Genomic DNA, 21,067 nt, shown 5'->3' on the forward strand with positions numbered 1-21,067 from the left:
TCGGCGAGGTCCTGGCTGGTGGCACGTGTCTGTGGCTGCACGGGCGGGCATCCCTTCGTTGTGGTCCGGCATGGGCAAGCCGGCTCTTCCAAACCCTTGGACGTCCTAGTATATTCCAGAGTGACGGGGATCACTATCGCGCCGGTGACCGGCCGGGCCCGTTGCCTGCAGGCCGCCATCTTCGAAGGGTGCACTATGACAGTGACCAGCCGGTTCCGCGAAGCACGGGACCGCCTGCTGAGCCTCCGCGAGGATTATGAGGAGGCGCGGCGCGGGTTCGCATGGCCGCACTTTGAGCACTTCAACTTCGCGCTGGACTGGTTTGACCAGATTGCGCAGGACCCGGAGAGGGCCGATAATCCGGCACTGGTGATCGTCGAGCAGGACGGGTCAGCCACCCGGTGCAGCTACGCGGACCTGTCCCTCCGCTCGGCGCAGGTAGCCAACTGGCTCCGCGGCCACGGTGTGCGGCGCGGGGACCGCATGATCATCATGCTCGGCAACCAGGTGGAACTGTGGGAGCTGATGCTTGCGGCCATGAAGCTGGGTGTCGTGATGATTCCAACCACCACACTGATGGCCCGGGCGGACCTCACCGACCGGGTGGAGCGGGGCGGGGCCCGCTGGATTGCGGTCGGCAGTGCCGACATTTCCAAATTTGACGAGGTGCCGGGCAGCTACACGCTGATCGAAGTGGGCGGCCGGGGTCCTGCCGTGAAGCCCCGGGCGCTGCAGTACAGGGAATCTGCGGAGGCGGGGGAGGGCTTCACCCCGGACGCGCCGACGCGTGCCGACGAAACCCTGCTGCTCTACTTCACCTCAGGCACCACCTCCAGGGCGAAGCTCGTGGAACACACCCACACCTCCTATCCGGTGGGGCATCTGTCCACGATGTTCTGGATCGGACTGGAGCCGGGGGACGTGCACCTGAATGTGGCTTCGCCGGGATGGGCCAAGCACGCCTGGTCCAATGTCTTCGCGCCGTGGATCGCCGAAGCCTGCGTCTTCATCTACAACTATGAACGCTTTGACGCCAAGGCACTCATGGAACAGATGGACCGGGAAGCCGTCACCAGCTTCTGTGCGCCGCCAACTGTCTGGCGCATGCTCATCCAGGCGGACCTGACGGTGCTGGAGAACCCGCCGGCAAAGGTGGTCTCCGCGGGTGAACCGTTGAACGCCGAGGTGATCGACCAGGTCCGGCGTGCCTGGGGGCAGACCATCCGGGACGGCTTCGGCCAGACCGAAAGCACCGTGCAGATTGCCAACACTCCGGGGCAGCCGGTAAAACCCGGTGCCATGGGAAAGCCGCTGCCCGGTTACGACGTGGTGCTGGTGGATCCGGCCACCGGCGCGGAGGGGGATGACGGTGAACTCTGCCTGCGGCTTCACCCCCGCCCCGTAGGGCTGATGAAGGGCTACAACGGAGATCCCGAAAGGACCGCCGCAGCATTCCGCGACGGCTATTACCACACGGGCGACATGGCTATCCGGGACGGGGACGGCATCATCACGTATGTGGGCCGCAGCGACGACGTGTTCAAGTCCTCGGACTACCGGCTCTCTCCGTTCGAGCTGGAAAGCGTGCTGATCGAGCACCCGGCCGTAGCCGAAGCGGCCGTTGTCCCTTCCCCGGACCCGATTCGGCTCTCCATGCCCAAGGCCTTCGTGGTGCTTGCCGCCGGTTACGAACCCGGCCCGGAGCTGGCCGAGGACATTCTGCTGTACTGCCGCACCCACCTGGCACCGTTCAAACGGATCCGCCGGCTGGAGTTCGCCGAACTGCCGAAAACCATCTCGGGAAAAATCCGGCGGGTTCAACTGCGGCACAGCGAGGAACTCCGCCACGGCGCAACGGCTTCGGAGGCGACGGCGGTCCCCGGGACGGAGTATTCCGAAGCCGATTTTCCGGCACTGAAAAGCTAGGCTTGGACCTATGACATCCAGGACGGGCCGCCGGAGGTGCCGTGGCAACGCCGCTGCCGCGTGATCCCATAGCGGACGCCAGGGGAAACTGGGAGCGGGCCGGCTGGTCCGACGTCGCCGCGCCCATGGCTGCGGTGACGGCCATTATGCGGACCCAGCAGCTCCTGCTGGCCCGGGTTGAGGGTGTCCTGAAACCGTTCGGGCTGACGTTTGCCCGGTACGAACTTCTTGCGCTGCTCAGCTTTGCCCGCAGCGGGGCGCTGCCCATGAACAAGGCCAGCGCGCTTCTCCAGGTGCACCCCACCTCGGTGACGAACGCCGTCGACCGCCTGCAGGATGCAGGACTGGTGGTCCGTTCACGGCATCCCACCGACGGGCGCACCACCCTGGTTGAGCTCACCCGCCAGGGGAAGACCCTGGCCAGGCAGGCGACCCTGGCGCTGAACGAGGAGGTGTTCGCCTCTTCCGGCTTCCCGGAGCAGGACGTGGATGACCTGATTCAGATCCTGGGCCGTTTCCGCCGGAACGCCGGCGACTTTACCGACTGAACCGCGCCGCCATAGCAGCACGGACTGAACGGCGTCCGCCGGCCCTCCCGGCGCGGGAGGGCCGGCGGATGCGTAACGTACAGGTCAGCGGTGGGTGAAGCCGGGCCGGCGCTTCTCCACGAAGGCCGCCATGCCTTCCTTCTGGTCCTCGGTGGCGAACAGCGAGTGGAAGACGCGCCGTTCGAAGAGCACGCCCTGGGCCAGTCCGGTCTCGAAGGCGGCGTTGACCGCTTCCTTGGCCACCGTGGCCACGGGTTTGGACTTGGAAGCAATGACCTCGGCGGCCTTCAGGGCTTCCTCCACCACGTCTGCGGCCGGAACGATGCGCGAGACCAGGCCGGCCCGTTCGGCTTCCTCGGCACCCATCTGGCGGCCGGTCAGGATCATGTCCATGGCCTTGGACTTTCCGACGGCACGGGTAAGCCGCTGGGAGCCGCCCATCCCGGGCAGTACTCCGAGGTTGATCTCGGGCTGGCCGAATTTCGCGTTGTCGCCGGCGATGATGAAATCGCACATCATCGCCAGCTCGCAGCCGCCGCCCAGTGCGAATCCGGACACTGCGGCTATCACCGGGATACGCAGGCGGGTGAAGTCTTCCCAGCCACGGAACCAGTCCGCGGCATACATTTCCATGTAGCCCTTGGACTGCATTTCCTTGATGTCCGCCCCGGCGGCGAAGGCCTTCCCGGAACCGGTCACCACCACCGCGCCGACGGCGGGATCGGCATCCATGGCGGTGACGGCGGCTACGAGTTCATCCATGGTGGCCTTGTTGAGCGCGTTCAGCGCCTCGGGCCGGTTGAGCGTCACGAGCCCTACCCGGCCGCGCTGCTCTACAAGAATGCTGGTGTAATGCTCTGTCATATCTGGCCCTTCAGCTGCTGTGTGAGACTACCTAATTCGCGAAAACGCTACCGCGCGGATTTGTCCCGGATGTCGGTGATGATGCCGGAGAAATCCCGGCCGGCGCCGCCGTCGGCCGCAAAGTCATCGTAGATGGCGGACGCGAGCGGCCCCAATTGTGCGGCGACACCCGTGCTCTCGAGCGCGTTGAGGGCCAGCTTCAGGTCCTTGGCCATCAGGGCTCCGGCGAAACCGGGCTCATAGTTGCGGTTGGCGGGGCTGGCGGGCACCGGTCCGGGCACGGGGCAGTTGGTGGTCAGTGCCCAGCACTGGCCGGAGGCTGCGGAGGCAACGTCGAACAGGGCCTCATGGGTCAGGCCCAGCTTTTCGCCCAGGACAAAGGCCTCGCTGACGGCGATCATGGAGATTCCGAGGATCATGTTGTTGCAGATCTTGGCGGCCTGGCCTGCACCGTGGTCTCCGCAGTGGACCACGCGCCGGCCCATCACCTCCAGCATCGGCTGCACTGCGGTGAAATCCTCCGGCGGTGCGCCCACCATAAAGGTCAGTGTGCCTGCCTCGGCTCCGACGACGCCGCCGGAGACCGGCGCATCCACCGCCCGGTGGCCGGCTGCCACCGCCAGTCCGGCGGCCTCCCGGGCTTCCTCCACGTTGATGGTGGAACAATCCAGGAAAAGGGTATTGGGCGCGGCCGCCGCGAGGAGCCCGGGCCCGCCGCCGGTGCCCCGGTACGCGTCCAGCAGGTGTTTGCCGCTGGGGAGCATGGTGAGGACCACCCCGGCGCCGGCCACCGCATCCGCGGCGCTGGAAACGGTGGTGATGCCGTGCGCCGCGGCGGCCTCGAGTGCGCCCGGCACTACGTCGAAGCCGGTCACGGAGTAGCCGGCGCGAACCAGGTTGACGGCCATCGGCCCGCCCATGTGGCCCAGCCCGAGGAAAGCGATGGGCGCCGTCGGGGCAGCGGGCCGGCCGGGCAGGGGAGTTGCTGGTTCAGACATTGTTGTGCTCCTTGGAAAGTCTCAGTTCACGGGTCCCCAGCGGTGCGAAATAGGCGGCAACGTCCTCGTCGCCAACCTCGGCCAGCGTGGCCGGCTGCCAGTGCGGGGTGTAATCCTTGTCCACTACCTGCGCGCGGATGCCCTCCCGGAAATCGGCTCCGGCCAGGAACCGCAGCCCCACCCGGTACTCCTGCTCCAGGGCTTTCGCCAGGGGCATCCCCTTCACCCGGCGCAGGGATGCCAGGGCCACTTTCACTGCCGTGGGTGACTTGGCCGCGATGGCCTCGGCGGCCGCGGCTGCGTCCGCCCGGGCCTCCCCGTCGACGCTGCGGAGCCGGCGTAGGATCTCCCCGGCATCGTTCCCCGCGTAGCAGGCATCGATCCAGTCCTGCCCTGCCAGTTGGGACGGCGGCGCCTCCTCGGCGAAGCGCGCGACGACGGTGTCCGCCGAGCCGTTTTCCGGCCCAGCCTCCTCGAGTGCGGCGGCCAGATCCGCCAGCCGTGTGGAGGGAACGTAGGAGTCCGCGAATCCCAGGAACACTGCATCGGCGCCGCTGAGGTGGGCGCCGGTGAGGGCTGCGTGGGTCCCCGTCTCTCCGGGTGCGCGCGAAAGCAGCAGCGTGCCGCCGACGTCGGGCACAAAACCGATGGTGGTTTCCGGCATGCCCAGGCGGGTGCGCTCGGTGACAATCCGGACGGAACCGTGGGCGGAAATGCCGACGCCGCCGCCGAGCACCAGGCCGTCCATGAAGGCCACATACGGCTTGGGATAGTCCGCGATGAGCGCGTTGAGCGTGTATTCCTCCGCCCAGAAGTCCGCGGTGGCGCTGCCGCCGTCGAGCATGTCGCGGTAGATGGCTACGATGTCTCCGCCGGCGCAGAGCCCGCGCTCTCCTGCTCCCTGCACCAGTACGGCCGCCACGGCGTCGTCGGCCGCCCAGCGCGTGAGCTGCTCCAGCATGGCCGAGGCCATGCCGGCAGTGAGCGCGTTGACCGCCTTGGGCCGGTTCAGCGTGATGACCCCGAGCCGGCCGCGGCGTTCGAAGAGTACCTCCTGCGTGTCGGGGACCTCCGGGCCCGCGGCGGCCATCAGCTTCCCTCCGGCATGACAAAGCTGGCACCGGTGCGGATTCCCGACGGCCAGCGGGTGGTGACCGTTTTGGTCTTGGTGTAGAAGCGGAAGGCATCCGTGCCGTGCTGGTTGAGGTCGCCGAATCCGGACGCCTTCCAGCCGCCGAAGGTGTAGTACGCGATCGGCACGGGAATGGGGACGTTAATGCCCACCATGCCGACCTGGACCCGGCTGGCGAAATCCCGGGCGGAATCGCCGTCGCGCGTAAAGATGGCCACCCCGTTGCCGAACTCGTGCTCGCTGCACAGGCGCAGCGCCTCATCGTAGTCCTCTGCACGGAGCACGCTGAGTACAGGGCCGAAAATCTCTTCCTTGTAAATCGACATGTCCTTGGTGACGTTGTCGAAGAGGGTGGGGCCCACCCAGAAGCCGCCCTCATACCCCTCAACCCGGAGGCCGCGCCCGTCCGCCAGCAAGGTGGCGCCCTCCTCCACGCCGGCGGAGATATACCCTTCAATCCGTTCCTTGGCGGAGGCGGCAACGACGGGGCCGAAATCAGAATCCTTGGCGAGGCTGTGGCCGACCTTCAGGTCCGCAATCCGTTCCTCGAGCTTCGCCACGAGCGCGTCGCCGGTGGCCTTGCCGACCGGTACCGCCACCGAGATGGCCATGCAGCGTTCCCCGGCGGAGCCGAAGCCGGCGCCGATCAGGGCATCGGCGGCCATGTCCAGATCAGCATCCGGCATGATCACCATGTGGTTCTTCGCACCGCCGAAGCACTGGGCGCGCTTGCCGTTCGCAGCGGCAGTGGCATAGATGTACTGGGCAATCGGGGTCGAGCCGACAAAGCCGATGGCAGAGACCCGTGGATCCTCCAGCAGCGCATCCACGGCTTCCTTATCCCCGTTGACCACGTTGAAGACGCCGTTGGGAAGGCCCGCCTCGGTAAAGAGCTCGGCCAGCCGCAGCGGCACGGAGGGGTCCCGCTCGGACGGCTTGAGGATGAAGGAGTTGCCCGCGGCCAGTGCGGGACCGGATTTCCAGAGCGGAATCATGGCGGGAAAGTTGAACGGGGTGATTCCGGCGACGACGCCGAGCGGCTGGCGCAGTGAGTGGACGTCGACACCGGCAGCGGCGTTGTCCGAGAACTCGCCCTTGAGCAGGTGCGGGGCGCCGGCAGCGAACTCCACCACCTCGATACCTCGCTGAATGTCGCCACTGGCATCCGGGAGGGTCTTGCCGTGTTCCGAAGACAGGAGGGCGGCCAGCTCCTCCATGTTCGCGTTGACCAGGTCAACGAATCGAAGCAGGATCCGGCCGCGCCGCTGGGGGTTCATGGCCGCCCATTCGCGCTGGCCCTTCTCCGCGTTGGCCACCACGTTGCCCACTTCCTCGGCGCCGGCAAGCGGAACCCGAGCGGAGACCTCGCCGGTGCAGGGATCGTAGACATCACTGAAGCGACCGGACGTGCCTTGGACATGCTGTCCGTCAACATAATGGGATAGCTCGCGAACCATAGGGTAATGCTCCTTTGCACCGTGGACTGTCGAAGCCGCATCGCGGCTACTGTGAGCCGCGACACTTCTCCGCACCCCAACATACCCCAACTAAATCCCGGGCCGGGGCGGACAGCGAAACGGCGGCGGCGTTCCCGGGGGTCGTGCTTCCCGGACACGCCGCCGCCGCTTGTGCCGGCGCAGGTACCCTATTCGCCGCCGGCTGCCAACAGTGCGGTGCGCTGCTCGCGGCGGTAGGCCTGCTCCGCCGGGTCCGGCACCGGGGCCGCTGCCAGGAGGCGGCGGGTGTACGGATCCTGGGGGTATCGAAGGATCTGCTCGGTGGAACCCTGCTCCACCATCCTGCCCTTGTTCAGCACCGCGATGTGGCTGGCGAGGATCTCCACCACCGCCAGGTCATGGCTGACGAAAAGGCACGCGAAACCGTACTCGCGCTGCAGGTCCTGCAGCAGCGCCAGGACACGGGCCTGGACGGACACGTCCAGCGCCGACGTCGGCTCATCGGCCACGAGCAGCGACGGGCGCAGGGAGAGCGCGCGGGCAATACCCACGCGCTGGCGCTGGCCGCCGGAAAGCTCGTGCGGGTAGCGGTTGCGGAAGCTCTTGGGCAGCTGGACGTCGTCGAGCAGGCCCTCCACCCGCTTGTCCAGTTCGGTCTTGCCCAGCTTTTCATGCAGGAACAGCGGTTCCCCGATGCTTTCACCGATGGACATGCGCGGGTTCAGCGAGGCCGCCGGGTCCTGGAACACGATGGCGAACTTCCGCCGCAGCGGACGCATCTTCTTCGGTGACAGGCCGGCGATGTCGGTTCCGTTGATCCGGACGCTGCCTTCGGCCACCGGCAGCAGACCGGTGACGGCGCGGCCGATGGTGGATTTGCCCGAACCGGATTCACCGACCAGGCCCATGACTTCGCCGGGCATGATGGTGAAGCCGACATCGGAGACCGCCCGGAAGGCCGGCTGGCGGAACCGTCCGGGATACTCGATGGCGACGTTCTCCAGCTGCAGCGCAGGGGTCTGCGACGACGTCGGTTCGGCGGCCTCCTCGGAAGCGGCAAGGACCGCCCGGGGGGCCTCGCTGATCTGCAGGGAACCGTCATCCTCCACCTCGACGGCTGCCAGCACCCCGCCCACCTTCGAGCCCAGGTGCGGGACGGCGTCGAGCAGGGCCCGGGTGTAGTCCTGCTGCGGAGCGTTGAACAGATCCGCCGCGGAGGCGGCTTCCACAATGCGGCCGTTCTGCATCACGATGACGTTGTCGGCCAGGTCGGCCACCACACCCATGTCATGGGTAATGAGCAGGATGGCGCTGTTCAGGCGCTTGTTGAGCTTGCGCAGCAGCTCGAGCACTTCGGCCTGCACGGTGACGTCCAGGGCGGTGGTGGGTTCATCGGCGATCAGCAGGATCGGGTCATTGGCGATGGCGATGGCAATCATGGCCCGCTGGCGCTGGCCGCCGGAGAACTGGTGGGGGTAGTTGCCGTAGCGGGTTTCGGGATCCGGAATCTCCACCATGCGCAGCAGCTCGATGGCGCGTTCCTTCGCCTCCGCGGGGGAAGCATCCGTGTGCTGCTCGATGATCTCCTTAACCTGTTCACCCACCGTCAGGACCGGGTTCAGGGCGGTCATGGGTTCCTGGAAGATCATGGCAATGTCATTGCCGCGGATCTTGCGCAGCGCGGACTGCGGGGCACCCAGCAGCTCCTTGCCGAGCAGCTTGGCACTGCCGGTGGACCGTCCGTTGCCGGGCAGCAGGCCGAGCAGCGCCATGGAGGACATGCTCTTGCCGGAGCCGGACTCGCCGACGATGGCGAGGATCTCCCCGGGGTAGACCCGGTAGTGGACGTCTTCGGCGGCCATGACCCATTCGTTGTCGACGCTGAAATCGACGCCGAGTCCGCTGACCTCGAGGATGGGGGAACCGGTTTCCGTAGCCTGCGTGTCGCTGTATACCGGTGTGGAGGTCATTGCTTGTTCCTTGTCTGTCGGGGATCAAAAGCATCCCGGAGCCCGTCGCCGATGAAGTTGACGGCGAGGGCGATGGCCACGATGAACACGCCGGGCCAGAGGAAGACCCAGGGGCGCACCGTCATCGCGGAGCGGTTTTCATTGATCAGCTTGCCCAGCGACGTGTCCGGTTCCTGCACGCCCAGGCCCAGGAAGCCCAGGGCCGTTTCAAGCAGGATGGCTCCGGAGATGGCCAGCGTGGCCGAAACGATGATGACGCCGACGGTGTTGGGCAGGATGTGCTTGAAGATGATCCTGGCCGAGCTTGCGCCTACGGACTTGGCGGCCTCGACGAACTCCTTCTCCCGCAGGGAAAGGAACTCGCCGCGGACAATCCGCGCGAGGCCGGTCCAGGTGAGCATGCCCAGGAAGATCGCGAACACCACGATGCCTGCCTTGGCCACGACCGTGGACAGCACGGCAGCGACCACCAGCAGGGGGATGGTGATGATGACGTCGGTGAAGCGCATCAGGACGGCTTCGACCTTGCCGCGGTAGTAGCCGGCAAGGGCGCCGACCACGGTGCCGATGACGGTTCCGACAATGCCGACGATGAAGGCGATGATCAGCGAGATCTGCGCGCCGCGCATCGTCATGGCGAAGTAGTCCCGGCCCAGGGCGTCCTGGCCGAACGGATGCTCTCCCAGTCCGGTCCAGGACAGGGTGGGCTTGCCGCCGTCGACGGTGGCCTGGACTTCGGAGAAGGTGTGCTTCCACCAGCCCGGTATGTGCAGCGGGCCGATGTTGAAGCCGATGGAGGAGAACGCCAGCAGCAGGATCAGGGCCAGGGCGATCATTCCGCCCATGGCGCCCTTGTGCCGCAGGAAGCGCTCACGCACCAGCTTCGACTGGCTCTTGGCCTCGGTGATTTTCGGTTCGGCCACGACAGCCCGGGTTGCGGGGGAGTCCGCCGTGACGGTCCGCTGGCTTTCCAGCGTCATGGCCGTCAGCTCAGGGCTGCTTTCCTTGGGCCCGTCCGCGGAAATCTTGTTATCAGTCATTGCTCTACCAATCAGTTCAGGCTGATGCGCGGGTCGAGGAACGCATACGCGATGTCAGCCAGCATGTTGAAGGTCACCGCGGCCACGCCGGTGACAAGGAAGAACGCCATGATGACGTTGGGGTCCACGTAGTCCAGGCCGTCGGTGAACATTTTGCCCATGCCGTTCCAGCCGAACACCGATTCCGTGACCACCGCTCCGCCGAGCACTCCGGCGAAATCGAAGGCCATCAGCGTGGTGATCGGGATCATGGCGTTGCGGAAGGCGTGCTTGACCACGACGGTCCGCTCGCTCAGGCCCTTGGCCCGTGCGGTGCGGATGTAATCCTGGGTCATGACATCCAGCTGGCTGGCCCGGGTGTAGCGGGTGTACATGGCGAACGAGATCAGCATGATGGCGATGGTCGGCAGCACCAGGTACAGCGCGTAGTCCAGGTTCACTTCCCAGAAGGTCCCCTCCAGGTTGGGGGTGGAGGAGCCGGTGGTGGGGATCGGCCGTCCTCCGGTCTTGCGGGAGAGCGACGGGTAGGCATGCAGGAGCGCGTCCAGGAACACGATGAAACCGATGAGCACGCCGACGACGGCGGTCAGCTGGCGGGCCTGCTTGGCGTACGGTCCGCCCACGAAGTGCCCGATGGCTGCCGAGACGACAACCGTCACCACTGTCAGGCCGGCGATGGTCAGCCAGGAGGGATCTTCCATGATGCCCCTGGTGAGGAGATAGCCGATGAAGCCCGCGGCGGCCGTGGCGAGGGTGGCATGGACAACCCGCCGGCGTCGGAAACCGGCAAACAGCGCGGTAGCGCCGAGGGCTATGGCGAAGGCACTCACCAGGATGCCGAAGGGGCCGAAACCCGGGGTCTTGAACCAGTTGCTCAGCAGCAGCGCCAGCATGGTGCCGGAGGTGGCCACGAAGGCGACAGCGAAGACCTGCAACCGGCGGCGGCGGTCTCCGCCGATGATGATCATCCAGATCAATCCGGCGGCCAGCCCCAGGAGTACTATGCCCAGATAGGACATTGCTGGATCAGCGAGCCAGGTGTTGAGGCTGATGGCAAGGTACTGCTTGAGCAGGGTGGAGAGCCAGAACAGCGGCATGGAGAAGAGCAGGAACGCGACGAACGTGATCGAGTAGTCGAACACGCTGTACTGCCGCAGTGCGGTGACCACGCCTACGAGGACGCCGAGGACGATCGCAAGCACCGTTGCCACGACCACCAGGCGGAACGTTGAGCCGATGGCGCCCTGCAGCTGGACGATGACGGGGTTGCCCACACGGTCCAGGCCCAGGGTGCACTGTGCGCCGCCGGGGATGATGCACCGGCCGATTTCCTGCAGCCACAGCAGATAGCGAATGTAGACGGGCTGATCAAGGTGCATGGCCTCGGTGCGGGCGGCGATCCGGGATTCCCGGTCCGCGTTGCGCAGCTCGGCCAGGTCATGCAGCGGGTCGCCGGAATTGACGGCCAGGACAAACATCAGTGCAGTGGCGGCCAGAAGGATAAAGAACGAGGTCACCGCTCTTTTAAGAATGAAGTAGAACACCGTGGGGCTCCTTGGGGTGGGACTAAAGAAACGCCGCGGACACAAGCAGGGGGATGGGCAGACCAGGGGTCTGCCCATCCCCGCTTATGCTGCGGCTAGCGTGGTGCTGCGGCTAGAGCTGCTTTGTCCACTTGTAGGCATTCCAGGTGATGCCGTTCTGGCTCGGGTTCAGTTCCACGTTCTCCAGCTTGGAGGAGTGGGCAACCACACCGGAGTTCGCGTACAGGACCACGTTGTAGACCTCGGCGGCGAGGATTTCCTCAGCCTTGGTCTTCAGTTCCTTGACTTCATCTTCGTCAGTGGAGCTGGCAATCTGGTCCCAGAGACCATCCAGTTCGGCGTTGGCGAACTTGCCGTAGTTCTGCTCGCCGTCGGAGACGTAGATGGACTGTGCGCTGGCGGCCAGGCCGGAACCGGCCCAGGCGAACAGGACGGCGTCCCAGGCTCCGGGCTCAGCGAGCTTGGCGCTCCAATCCTTGTCCGGAGTCGGAACGATTTCGAAGCCGGCCTCCTTGCAGGAGTTCTGGATCAGGGTGACGATGTCCGCGCGGAGCTGGCTCGTGGCGGAGAACATCAGGCGGACCTTCACGGGTTCGGTCTTGCCGGCATCGGCGAGCAGCTTCTTGGCGCCCTCGATGTCTACTTCGTCGTACTCGCTGGCAGACGGAGCACCTGCGAGGACGTCTTCGTAGTCCTCCTGGCCCGGCTGGTATTCGCGCAGGTTGTCCACCGAGGCGTTCTCATCGATGGGCTTGGCGAACTTCTCGACGATGTCCGCGCGCGGAACGCACTTGGCGAAGGCCTGGCGAACGGGAAGTTCCTTGAACACGCCGCTTTCGGACTGGTCCAGGTCAATGTGGCTGAAGGTCAGTTCCGGGCCGGTGAGCATTTCGACGGTTTCGCCGATGTTCTCGATGGCGCTCTTCGTGTCAACGGTGGGGCCGGACGGCTCGATGATGTCGACTTCGCCGTTTTCCAGTGCCTGAACGGCCTCCGTGTCTTCGATGGCCTTGAAGACGATGGTCTCCGTCTGGCCCTTGCGTTCTTCGCCCCAGTAGTTCTCGTTGCGCTTGAGGGTCAGGGTGCCGTCGGTGGCGTTGTCCAGCAGGTAGGGCCCGGAGGACGGGATCAGTGCGGCATCCGGCAGCTTGGTGAGACCGGCTTCGTAGTTCCAGCCGGTGTTCCAGAACTCTGCCATCGGGGTCAGGGCCGCGGTGTCGTTGTCCTGGATGGCCTTGATGAGGGCCTCGCCGTTGTTTTCGGTGCTCAGCTTGCCCTGCTCTGCGGCTACGTGTGCCGGCATGATCGGGCCGATCATCAAGGCTTCCCAGTCCGCATAGGGGGTGTTGAAGACCATGTCGAACTCTTTGTCGCCGGCTTCACCCTCGATCATCTTGGTCTGCGAGAAACCGTTGGTGGAGGACGGCTGGAAGATGTTTTCACCGTCGGCGCCCGTGACCTGGCCGGAGAAGGCGGCCCAGTTCAGCAGCACGTCATCGAAGTCAATGGGAGTGCCGTCGGACCACTTGGCGTTCTCGTTGATCTCGTAGTGCACCGTCAGGGGATCATCGCTGGTCTTTTCGAAGGTACCGAACTCTTCGTCATGGATGATGCCGTTGGGGCTGTACTCCACGAAGTTGCTGTGGACCAGGTTGTCAACGTAGCTGTTGTACGAGCTGTTGGTGTTGGCAGTGCTGGAGTTGTAGGCATCCGGCGCCTGGCTGATGGCGACGTTGATTGTCGAGGCGATGTTCTCGGTAGTTGCCTCCGAGGTCTCATCGCTGTTGGTTCCGCCCCCGGCGGAGCCGCAGGCGCCCAGGAAGAGGGCCCCCACGGAGAGTGCGGCAAGAGCTGCCGTGCGCTTAGTACGCATCTGTAGTCCTAACTGATGATGAGGAGTCAGGAACCACCCATGATGGCCCCCCAGCGGCGAGTGATAGCCGCCACATGTGGAGAAACACTAGCCACTAAATGTTTCGGGAGTTGTACAGGTTACGGGTTGTTAACTGATTGTTACCTGATCGACGCTGGCCGGAGGAATAAGTCAAGTCCTGCGCGCAGACCCGGCGCGCAAACACAAAAACCCTCCCGGCAAGGCCGGGAGGGTCTGTGTGGCGTGATGTGAGACGCCGGTTTTTCAGTTCATGTCAGGCAGGTCCAGCCACTGGTACCAGCCGCGGTGGAGCACCAGCCAGGCCATCAGGCCGTAACCGGCCTGGCCCGGCGTGCCGCCGTTGGCGGCCAGGTCGGTGCGCCACTGCTCATGGTTCAGCAGCGGATTGAGGGTATCCACGTACACGTGCTTGCGCCGTGTGGTGACGTCGCCGAAGGCCGCGGAGAGATCCGCGAGCTTACGGTTCCGTTCGGGGTCAAGCCCCGGAGGAGGTCCGACGACGAACACCTTGATGCTCATCTGCGCGGCACCGTCCAGGATGTTGGCCAGGTTCAGCCGGCTTCGGGCGGTGCTCAGGTCAAGGTCAAGGTCACGGTCCGACAGGCCGATGACCAGGCGGTTTTCACAGCCGTTTTCAAACCGCCTTCCCGCCTCGGAGAGCCAGCGGTTGGCCAGCGCTTCGGTGCCCTCGTTGGGTGCTGCCAGGCTGTAGGCCTGCAGGTTGACGTTCTCGGGCGATGTCCGTGCAAGGACCCGTCCGAGCCAGCCGAGGGCGCGCGGATCCCCGTGTCCGGCCAGCAGCTCATCACCTACAGCAGCAAGCCGAATTCTGCGTTGTTCCACTAGTCACCTTCTCGAATTCCAAAAAACAGGGTGGGACGCCGAAGCGTCCCACCCCAAACCTAGCCTACTGACGTTCGAAGGCCTTCTTCACCAAAATGTCCTGCTCCACGGCGTGGCGCTTGGCGGAGCCCGTGGCGGTGGATGCCGACGCCGGGCGTGAGACCAGGCGCAGGCGGCGGTCCAGATACTGGGGCAGGTTCAGGCCCATGAAAGGCCACGGCCCCTGGTTCGCGGGCTCATCCTGCGCCCACACGATCTCCGCGTTGGGGTACTTGGCCACGGCGGCCCGGATCTCGTCGACGGGGAGCGGGTAGAGCTGCTCCACGCGGACGATGGCCGTCTTCTCGTCGCCGGTCTTCTGGCGGTTGGCCAGCAGATCGTAGTAGAGCCGGCCGGAGACGAGCAGTACGCGGTCCACGGCGTTCCCGTCCAGCTCGGCGTGTTCGCCGATAACCGGCTGGAACTCGCCGTGCGTGAAGTCCTCCACCGAGGTTGCCGCCGCCTTCAGGCGCAGCAGCTGCTTCGGAGTGAACACCACCAGCGGCTTGCGCGGCCGGCTGTAGGCCTGCCGGCGCAGCAGGTGGAAGTGCGAGGCGCCCGTGGTCGGGTTGGCAACAATCATGTTGTCCTCGGCGCACATCTGCAGGAAGCGCTCGATCCGTGCGGAGGAGTGGTCCGGTCCCTGGCCCTCGTAGCCGTGCGGAAGCATCAGCACCAGCGAGGACCGCTGGCCCCACTTCTGCTCAGCCGAGGAGATGAACTCGTCAATGATGGTCTGCGCACCGTTGACGAAGTCACCGAACTGGGCCTCCCAGAGCACCAGAGCGTCCGGGCGTTCCACCGAATAGCCGTATTCGAAGCCCATGGCCGCAAATTCGGACAGCAGGGAATCGTAGATCCACAGCTTCGCCTGGTTCGGGTCCAGTTCCGCCAGCGGCATCCACTCGTCACCGGTGGCGCGGTCGTGGAACACGGCGTGGCGCTGGGTGAACGTTCCGCGGCGGGAGTCCTGCCCGGCAAGGCGCACGGGAACGCCTTCCATCAGCAGTGAGCCGAAGGCGGCAATCTCGGCAAAGCCCCAGTCGATGTTGCCCTCGCGGGACATCTGCTCGCGCTTCTCCAGCAGGGACTTCAGCTTCGGGTGGACCGTGAAGCCTTCCGGCACGGCCACGTGGGCCTTGCCGATGTGGGCCAGCACCTCGGGGGAGACCGCCGTGCTGGCGGGCTTGATGATGGTGGTCCCTTCCTGCTGCGCGGAAGGACGCTCCAGGTCCGAAATTGCTTCCGTGTCCTTGGTGATCACCGGGATGGGCGAGGTCTGGGCGGCGTGTGTCTCGGCAAAGACACGCTCCAGGCGGCCCTGGTAGTCGCGCAGTGCCTGCTCTGCCTCGTCCTGGCTGATGTCACCGCGTCCGATCAGGGACTCGGTGTACAGCTTCCGGACCGAACGCTTGGCTTCGATCAGGCTGTACATCATCGGCTGCGTCATCGAGGGGTCGTCGCCCTCGTTGTGGCCGCGGCGGCGGTAGCAGACCATGTCGATGACAACGTCCTTGTGGAAGCGCTGGCGGTACTCGTAGGCCAGCTGGCCCACCCGGACCACTGCTTCGGGATCGTCGCCGTTGACGTGGAAGATCGGCGCCTGGACCATCTTCGCGACGTCGGTGGAGTAGACCGAGGAGCGGGAGGAGGTGGGGGAGGTCGTGAAGCCCACCTGGTTGTTCACCACCACATGGATGGTGCCGCCGGTGCGGTAGCCGCGCAGCTGGGAGAGGTTGAGCGTTTCCGCCACCACGCCCTGGCCTGCGAAGGCCGCGTCACCGTGGACGAGGATCGGCAGGACGGGGAACTCGTCGCCCTTGTCCAGGCGGTCCTGCTTGGCGCGGACAATGCCTTCCAGCACGGAGTCGCCGGCCTCGAGGTGGGACGGGTTGGCGGCCAGGTAGACCTTGGTCTGGTTGCCGTTGTCGGAGGTGAAGGTGCCCTCGGTGCCGAGGTGGTACTTCACGTCGCCGGAACCCTGGACGCTGCGCGGATCCTGGGTGCCTTCGAATTCGCGGAAGACCTGGGCATAGGTCTTGCCGGCGATGTTCGTCAGCACGTTGAGCCGGCCACGGTGGGCCATGCCGATGCCGACCTCTTCGAGGCCGTCGTCGGCGGCACCGGAAATCACGGCGTCCAGCAGCGGAATCAGGGATTCGCCGCCTTCCAGGGAGAAGCGCTTCTGGCCCACGAACTTGGTCTGCAGGAACGTCTCGAAGGCCTCGGCCGCGTTGAGCTTGCTGAGGATGCGCAGCTGCTCTTCGCGGGTGGGCTTGGTGTACTTGGTTTCCAGGCGGTCCTGGAACCACTGGCGCTCTTCGGGATCCTGGATGTGCATGTACTCAATGCCGGCGGTGCGGCAGTACGCATCCCGCAGGACACCGAGGATCTTGCGCAGCTTGAGCATCGGCTTGCCGCCGAAGCCGCCCGTGGGCCACTCGCGGTCCAGATCCCACAGTGTCAGCCCGTGGTTGAGGACATCCAGGTCCGCATGGCGGCGCTGGACGTATTCCAGTGGGTTGGTGTCCGCCATCAGATGGCCGCGGACACGGTAGGCGTGGATCAGCTGCTGGATGCGGGCAACCTTGTTGATCTGCTCATCCGGGTTCACCTGGATGTCAGGGCTCCAGCGGACCGGCTCGTACGGAATCCGCAGGGATTCGAAGATCTCGTCGTAGAAGTTCTGCTCACCCAGCAGCAGCTGGTGGATGATGCGCAGGAACTCGCCGCTGCCGGCGCCCTGGATGACGCGGTGGTCATAGGTGGAGGTCAGCGTGATGATCTTGCTGATGGCGTTGCGGGCAAGGATCTTCTCGTTTGCGCCCTGGAACTCCGCCGGGTACTCAAGGGCGCCGGCGCCGATAATGGCGGCCTGGCCCTTGGACAGGCGGGGAACCGAGTGCACGGTTCCGATGCCGCCGGGATTGGTCAGGGAAATGGTGGTGCCGCGGTAGTCGTCGGCGCCAAGCTTGCCGCTGCGCGCACGCTTGACCAGATCTTCGTAGGCGTGCCAGAACTCCGAGAAGTTCAGTGTTTCAGCCTTCTTGATGTTCGGAACCACCAGCAGGCGGGTGCCGTCCGGCTTCGGCATGTCGATGGCGAGGCCGAAGTTCACGTGGGCGGGCTGGACGGCCACGGGCTTGCCGTCCACCTCGTCGTAGTACACGTTCATCGACGGGAACTGTGCGGCGGCGCGGATGATGGCGTAGCCGAGCAGGTGGGTGAAGGAAATCTTGCCGCCGCGTGCACGCTCGAGGTGGCTGTTGATGACAATGCGGTTGTCAATCAGCAGCTTCGCGGGAACCGCGCGGACCGTGGTGGCCGTGGGAACGCTCAGGCTCAGGTCCATGTTCGTGGCAATGGCCTTGGCCGGGCCGCGCAGCACGGTGACCTTGTCCTCTTCCGCAGCGGATTCGCTGGGCTGGGTCCTGGGCAGCTGGGCGGGAATGGGCGGTGCCTTCGGGGCAGGCTCGGCCTTCGCGGCCGGAGCGGACCCGGTGGTGGCCGATTCCTTTGCCACCGGCGGTTTGCCCGTCTGCTGCGTTGCCGCAGGGGATTCACCGGACGCCTTGGGAGCATTGGGTGCTGTTGCCTCGGCCTTCACCACCGGCAGTTCCCGGGTGGCTGGCTCGGCGGCCCGGGCAGCGGCAGCGTTGCCGTTGGACCCGTTGCCGGACTGGGAGTCTTCTGCCTTGAAGGATTCGAAGATGCTCCACCACTTCTTGTCAACGGAGTCCTTGTTCGACAAATACTGTTCGTACAGTTCATCGACAAGCCACTCGTTGCCGCCGAATTCCTCCGGCAGGCGGTGGTTGGATTGGTCTGGCACTAGATATACGCCTCTTCCATGAGTTGCCGTTCGCCGTGATGGCACCATGTTCTGAGCGCTTCCGCCTCAAGTACTGGTGCGGCCCGGTGCGCAGTGACCGAGACTTCATGCCAGTCTAGTGACATTCGCGAACTTGTGGCCAATCCCGCACCGCAGATGAAGCGCCCCGCCGGGGTTGGCTCCGGGGGCACTGCCGCGCGGGCCGGGCAAAAAGAGCTCCTGTGGCGGCGCGGGGGCAAACCTGTAAACTGGTTTTCCTATGGACAGTTTCTCTAGGCGCCGGCCTGCGCCACGGACTGCGGTTGCCGCAGCCGCAGCACCCCGAGCCGGCAATTCCCGCACATCCACGGCCCCGCACCCGGCCGCTTCATCGGAGCCTTCCAGTCCGGCTTCAGCCGACCACCCTCCGCCTGAACGCTTTCGTGCAGGGCACCTTTCCCCTTCTTTAAACTTTCGTGCAGGGCACCTTTCCCCTTCTTTAAAGCAGCACCCGTCTGCCCGCGTAACGGGGGAGTGCTGACATGGAGTGGCTTTATCTGCTTTTCGGGCTCCTGCTTATCCTCGGTACCGGATTCTTCGTGGCCGTGGAATTCGCCCTGGTGGCACTGGACCAGCCTTCCGTCCGCCGGGCCGTGGAAAACGGCGACAAAGCGGCCGAACCGCTGCTGCGCTGCCTGACCACCCTTTCCACCCAGCTCTCCAGCTGCCAGCTCGGCATCACCATGACCACCCTGTTGACGGGCTTTGTCATGGAGCCCTCCGTGGGACGCCTGCTGGAAGCTCCCCTTGCGGCACTCGGCCTGCCGCCGGTGGCCGTCGCTTCGGTCTCCGTGACCGTGGCCATGATCCTGGCTACCTTCCTGTCCATGCTGCTGGGTGAACTGATTCCCAAGAACATGTCCATCGCCATGCCGTTCCGCATCGGCAAGGCGCTGGCCCGGCCGCAGCTGGCGTTTACGGTGGTGTTCAAACCTGCCGTGCTCCTGCTCAACGGATTCGCGAACAAGGTCCTGCACCTGTTCGGGCTGGAGGCCAAGGAGGAGGTCACCGGAGCCCGCACCCCGTCGGAGCTGTCCTCCATGGCACGCCGGTCCGCTGAAATGGGCACCCTGGACAAGGGCACTGCCGACTTCCTGTCGCGGACCTTCTCCTTTGCGGGGCGGACGGCCGCCGATGTGATGACCCCGCGTATCCGGCTTGAAACGATCGACGCCGAGCAGCCGGTGGCTGACGTTATCGAGGCTGCCCGGCGCACCGGGTACTCCCGGTTCCCGGTGCTCGGGGATTCCCCTGACGACATCCGCGGCGTGGTCCATGTCAAGAAGGCCGTTGCCGTACCCCGCAGCCGGCGGGCAACCTTGCCGGCAGCCGCAATCATGAGTGAAATCCTCCGGGTGCCGGAAACGGTCCACCTGGACTCGCTGCTCTCCGAGCTGCGCAATGCCAACCTGCAGCTCGCCGTCGTCCTGGACGAATACGGCGGCACCGCCGGCGTCGCCACCCTCGAGGACCTGGTGGAGGAGATTGTCGGCGAAGTGTCGGATGAGCATGACAAGGCCAAGCCCGGAGTGCTGCAGAGCGCCTCGGGAGCCTGGTTCTTCCCGGGCATCATGCGCCCGGACGAAGTCTCCGCACTGGTACCGCTGCTGCGGATGCCCGACGAAGCAGGCTATGAAACCGTGGGCGGCTACATCATGGCCGAACTGGGCCGCATCGCGGAAGCCGGTGACCGTGTGCCCGTGCCCGGCGGTGTGCTGGAAGTGGAACGCATGGACGGCCGGCGGATTGACCGGGTCAGCTTCATTCCCGCGGAAGCGGGTGCCGACTCCGGGCAGCAGCCGGAGCATATTGAAGACAAGGACAGTGCCGAGCGGTCCGCGGAGCGGCCGGCACGCAGGGAAGGCATCCGATGAGTGACGTGGCGGGAATCTTCTGGCTGGTGGTCCTGCTGCTGGGCAACGCCTTCTTCGTCGGCAGCGAGTTCGCCGTAATGTCTGCACGCCGGAGCCAGATTGAACCCTATGCCGAGGCGGGATCGAAGCGGGCCAAGACCACCCTCTGGGCCATGGAGCATGTGTCCCTGATGCTCGCCTGCGCCCAGCTGGGCATCACGGTCTGCTCCCTGCTGATCCTCTCGGTGGCGGAACCGGCCATCCACCACCTGCTTTCTGCTCCTCTGGAGGCAGTGGGACTTCCGGTGGAAGCCGCTGACGGTGCCGGTTTCCTAGTGGCGCTTCTGATGGTCACCTTCCTGCACGTGACTATCGGCGAGATGGTTCCGAAGAACATTTCGGTATCCGTGGCGGACCGTGCCGTGCTGCTGCTGGCGCCCCCGCTGGTTTTCATTTCGCGGCTCGTGCGCCCGATCATCGCCACGCTCAACTGGCTGGCCAACCATGCCCTGCGGCTGATGGGCATTACCCCCAAGGACGAGGTGGCCTCGGCATTCACGCTCGAGGAGATGCAGTCCATCGTGGAGGAATCCACGAAGCTCGGGACAGTGGACGACGATTCCGGCCTGATCTCCGGTGCGCTCGAATTCTCCGGACAGACCGCCGGCACCGTGATGGTGCCGCTGGAGGAACTCGTGAGCCTGGGAACGGACTCCACGCCGGCCGAATTCGAGCGGGCGGTGGCCCGGACCGGCTTCTCCCGGTTTGTCCTGGTCGATGCCGCCGGGAACCTCACCGGATACATGCACCTGAAGGACGTCATGTCCATACCGCTGGAAGCCTATGACCGGCCCATCACGGAGAACAAGGTCCGAACCCTGGCCAACCTCCGCCTCGATGACGAAATCGAGGATGCCCTGGCAGTGATGCAGCGGACCGGTTCGCACCTGGCCCGTGTGCTGGGCCCGGACGGAAGCACGCGGGGCGTCCTGTTCCTTGAAGACATCATCGAACAGCTTGTGGGCGAGATCCGGGACGCGACCCAGGCCCACGGCATCCGCCGAACCGGCGAAAGCCTCTAGATGCGA

At 65.4% G+C, this 21,067-nt stretch carries 14 protein-coding genes; 4 read left to right on the top strand and 10 right to left on the bottom strand.

Annotation, left to right across the window (positions count from 1 at the left end; translation table 11 throughout):
- Positions 1-195: 195 nt before the first annotated feature.
- Complete coding sequence (locus tag GD627_RS05925; RefSeq protein ID WP_152271672.1) at positions 196-1,926, top strand: AMP-binding protein; 1,731 nt, start codon at positions 196-198, stop codon at positions 1,924-1,926.
- A 41-nt stretch (positions 1,927-1,967) separates the two neighbouring features.
- Complete coding sequence (locus GD627_RS05930; RefSeq protein WP_152271673.1) at positions 1,968-2,474, top strand: MarR family winged helix-turn-helix transcriptional regulator; 507 nt, start codon at positions 1,968-1,970, stop codon at positions 2,472-2,474.
- A gap of 84 nt (positions 2,475-2,558) precedes the next feature.
- On the opposite strand, the gene GD627_RS05935 is transcribed toward GD627_RS05930, so the two are convergent.
- From GD627_RS05935 to GD627_RS05980, 10 genes are all read right to left on the bottom strand, one after another.
- Complete coding sequence (locus tag GD627_RS05935) at positions 2,559-3,338, bottom strand: enoyl-CoA hydratase (protein ID WP_152271674.1); 780 nt, start codon at positions 3,336-3,338, stop codon at positions 2,559-2,561.
- 47 nt (positions 3,339-3,385) lie between these two features.
- A complete protein-coding gene (gene mmsB, locus GD627_RS05940; RefSeq protein ID WP_152271675.1) occupies positions 3,386-4,336 on the bottom strand; it encodes a 3-hydroxyisobutyrate dehydrogenase in 951 nt (316 codons plus the stop codon).
- Positions 4,329-5,426, bottom strand: coding sequence for an enoyl-CoA hydratase/isomerase family protein (locus GD627_RS05945; protein WP_152271676.1), 1,098 nt, complete (start codon positions 5,424-5,426; stop codon positions 4,329-4,331). Before GD627_RS05945 ends, mmsB begins: the two co-directional genes overlap by 8 nt.
- Positions 5,426-6,925, bottom strand: coding sequence for a CoA-acylating methylmalonate-semialdehyde dehydrogenase (locus GD627_RS05950; protein WP_152271677.1), 1,500 nt, complete (start codon positions 6,923-6,925; stop codon positions 5,426-5,428). The genes GD627_RS05945 and GD627_RS05950 overlap by 1 nt, the downstream gene beginning before the upstream one ends.
- Positions 6,926-7,113: 188 nt before the next feature.
- Complete coding sequence (locus GD627_RS05955; RefSeq protein WP_152271678.1) at positions 7,114-8,895, bottom strand: ABC transporter ATP-binding protein; 1,782 nt, start codon at positions 8,893-8,895, stop codon at positions 7,114-7,116.
- Positions 8,892-9,935 carry an ABC transporter permease gene (locus tag GD627_RS05960; RefSeq protein ID WP_146361480.1) on the bottom strand — a complete coding sequence of 348 codons (1,044 nt, stop codon included), beginning with the start codon at positions 9,933-9,935 and terminating at the stop codon, positions 8,892-8,894. Before GD627_RS05960 ends, GD627_RS05955 begins: the two co-directional genes overlap by 4 nt.
- 11 nt (positions 9,936-9,946) lie before the next feature.
- On the bottom strand, positions 9,947-11,479 hold the full coding sequence (locus GD627_RS05965) for an ABC transporter permease (protein ID WP_152271679.1): 1,533 nt from the start codon (positions 11,477-11,479) through the stop codon (positions 9,947-9,949).
- 112 nt (positions 11,480-11,591) lie between these two features.
- Complete coding sequence (locus GD627_RS05970; protein WP_152271680.1) at positions 11,592-13,352, bottom strand: ABC transporter family substrate-binding protein; 1,761 nt, start codon at positions 13,350-13,352, stop codon at positions 11,592-11,594.
- Positions 13,353-13,616: 264 nt separating this feature from the next.
- Complete coding sequence (locus GD627_RS05975; protein ID WP_146361483.1) at positions 13,617-14,216, bottom strand: GDSL-type esterase/lipase family protein; 600 nt, start codon at positions 14,214-14,216, stop codon at positions 13,617-13,619.
- 64 nt (positions 14,217-14,280) lie between these two features.
- Positions 14,281-18,087, bottom strand: coding sequence for a multifunctional oxoglutarate decarboxylase/oxoglutarate dehydrogenase thiamine pyrophosphate-binding subunit/dihydrolipoyllysine-residue succinyltransferase subunit (locus GD627_RS05980; RefSeq protein WP_152271681.1), 3,807 nt, complete (start codon positions 18,085-18,087; stop codon positions 14,281-14,283).
- Between the two features lie 521 nt (positions 18,088-18,608).
- On the opposite strand from GD627_RS05980, the gene GD627_RS05985 reads away from it, so the two are divergent.
- Together GD627_RS05985 and GD627_RS05990 are read left to right on the top strand one after the other, a co-directional pair.
- The gene (locus GD627_RS05985) at positions 18,609-20,000 is read left to right on the top strand and encodes a hemolysin family protein (protein WP_152271682.1); all 1,392 of its coding nucleotides are present in this window, start codon (positions 18,609-18,611) and stop codon (positions 19,998-20,000) included.
- Complete coding sequence (locus GD627_RS05990) at positions 19,997-21,061, top strand: hemolysin family protein (RefSeq protein ID WP_152271683.1); 1,065 nt, start codon at positions 19,997-19,999, stop codon at positions 21,059-21,061. The genes GD627_RS05985 and GD627_RS05990 overlap by 4 nt, the downstream gene beginning before the upstream one ends.
- The last annotated feature ends 6 nt before the right edge of the window (positions 21,062-21,067 follow it).

This window comes from Arthrobacter yangruifuii, from assembly GCF_009192775.1.
GTDB classification, from domain to species: Bacteria; Actinomycetota; Actinomycetes; order Actinomycetales; family Micrococcaceae; genus Arthrobacter_B; species Arthrobacter_B yangruifuii.

What these genes read in the sequence shown, in the direction of transcription:
- GD627_RS05955 (WP_152271678.1), bottom strand. Translation starts at nt 8,895, where the DNA reads ATGACCTCCACACCGGTATACAGCGACACGCAGGCTACGGAAACCGGT.
- GD627_RS05985 (WP_152271682.1), top strand. Translation starts at nt 18,609, where the DNA reads ATGGAGTGGCTTTATCTGCTTTTCGGGCTCCTGCTTATCCTCGGTACC.
- GD627_RS05945 (WP_152271676.1), bottom strand. Translation starts at nt 5,426, where the DNA reads ATGGCCGCCGCGGGCCCGGAGGTCCCCGACACGCAGGAGGTACTCTTC.
- GD627_RS05925 (WP_152271672.1), top strand. Translation starts at nt 196, where the DNA reads ATGACAGTGACCAGCCGGTTCCGCGAAGCACGGGACCGCCTGCTGAGC.
- mmsB (WP_152271675.1), bottom strand. Translation starts at nt 4,336, where the DNA reads ATGTCTGAACCAGCAACTCCCCTGCCCGGCCGGCCCGCTGCCCCGACG.
- GD627_RS05950 (WP_152271677.1), bottom strand. Translation starts at nt 6,925, where the DNA reads ATGGTTCGCGAGCTATCCCATTATGTTGACGGACAGCATGTCCAAGGC.
- GD627_RS05935 (WP_152271674.1), bottom strand. Translation starts at nt 3,338, where the DNA reads ATGACAGAGCATTACACCAGCATTCTTGTAGAGCAGCGCGGCCGGGTA.
- GD627_RS05960 (WP_146361480.1), bottom strand. Translation starts at nt 9,935, where the DNA reads ATGACTGATAACAAGATTTCCGCGGACGGGCCCAAGGAAAGCAGCCCT.
- GD627_RS05970 (WP_152271680.1), bottom strand. Translation starts at nt 13,352, where the DNA reads ATGCGTACTAAGCGCACGGCAGCTCTTGCCGCACTCTCCGTGGGGGCC.
- GD627_RS05990 (WP_152271683.1), top strand. Translation starts at nt 19,997, where the DNA reads ATGAGTGACGTGGCGGGAATCTTCTGGCTGGTGGTCCTGCTGCTGGGC.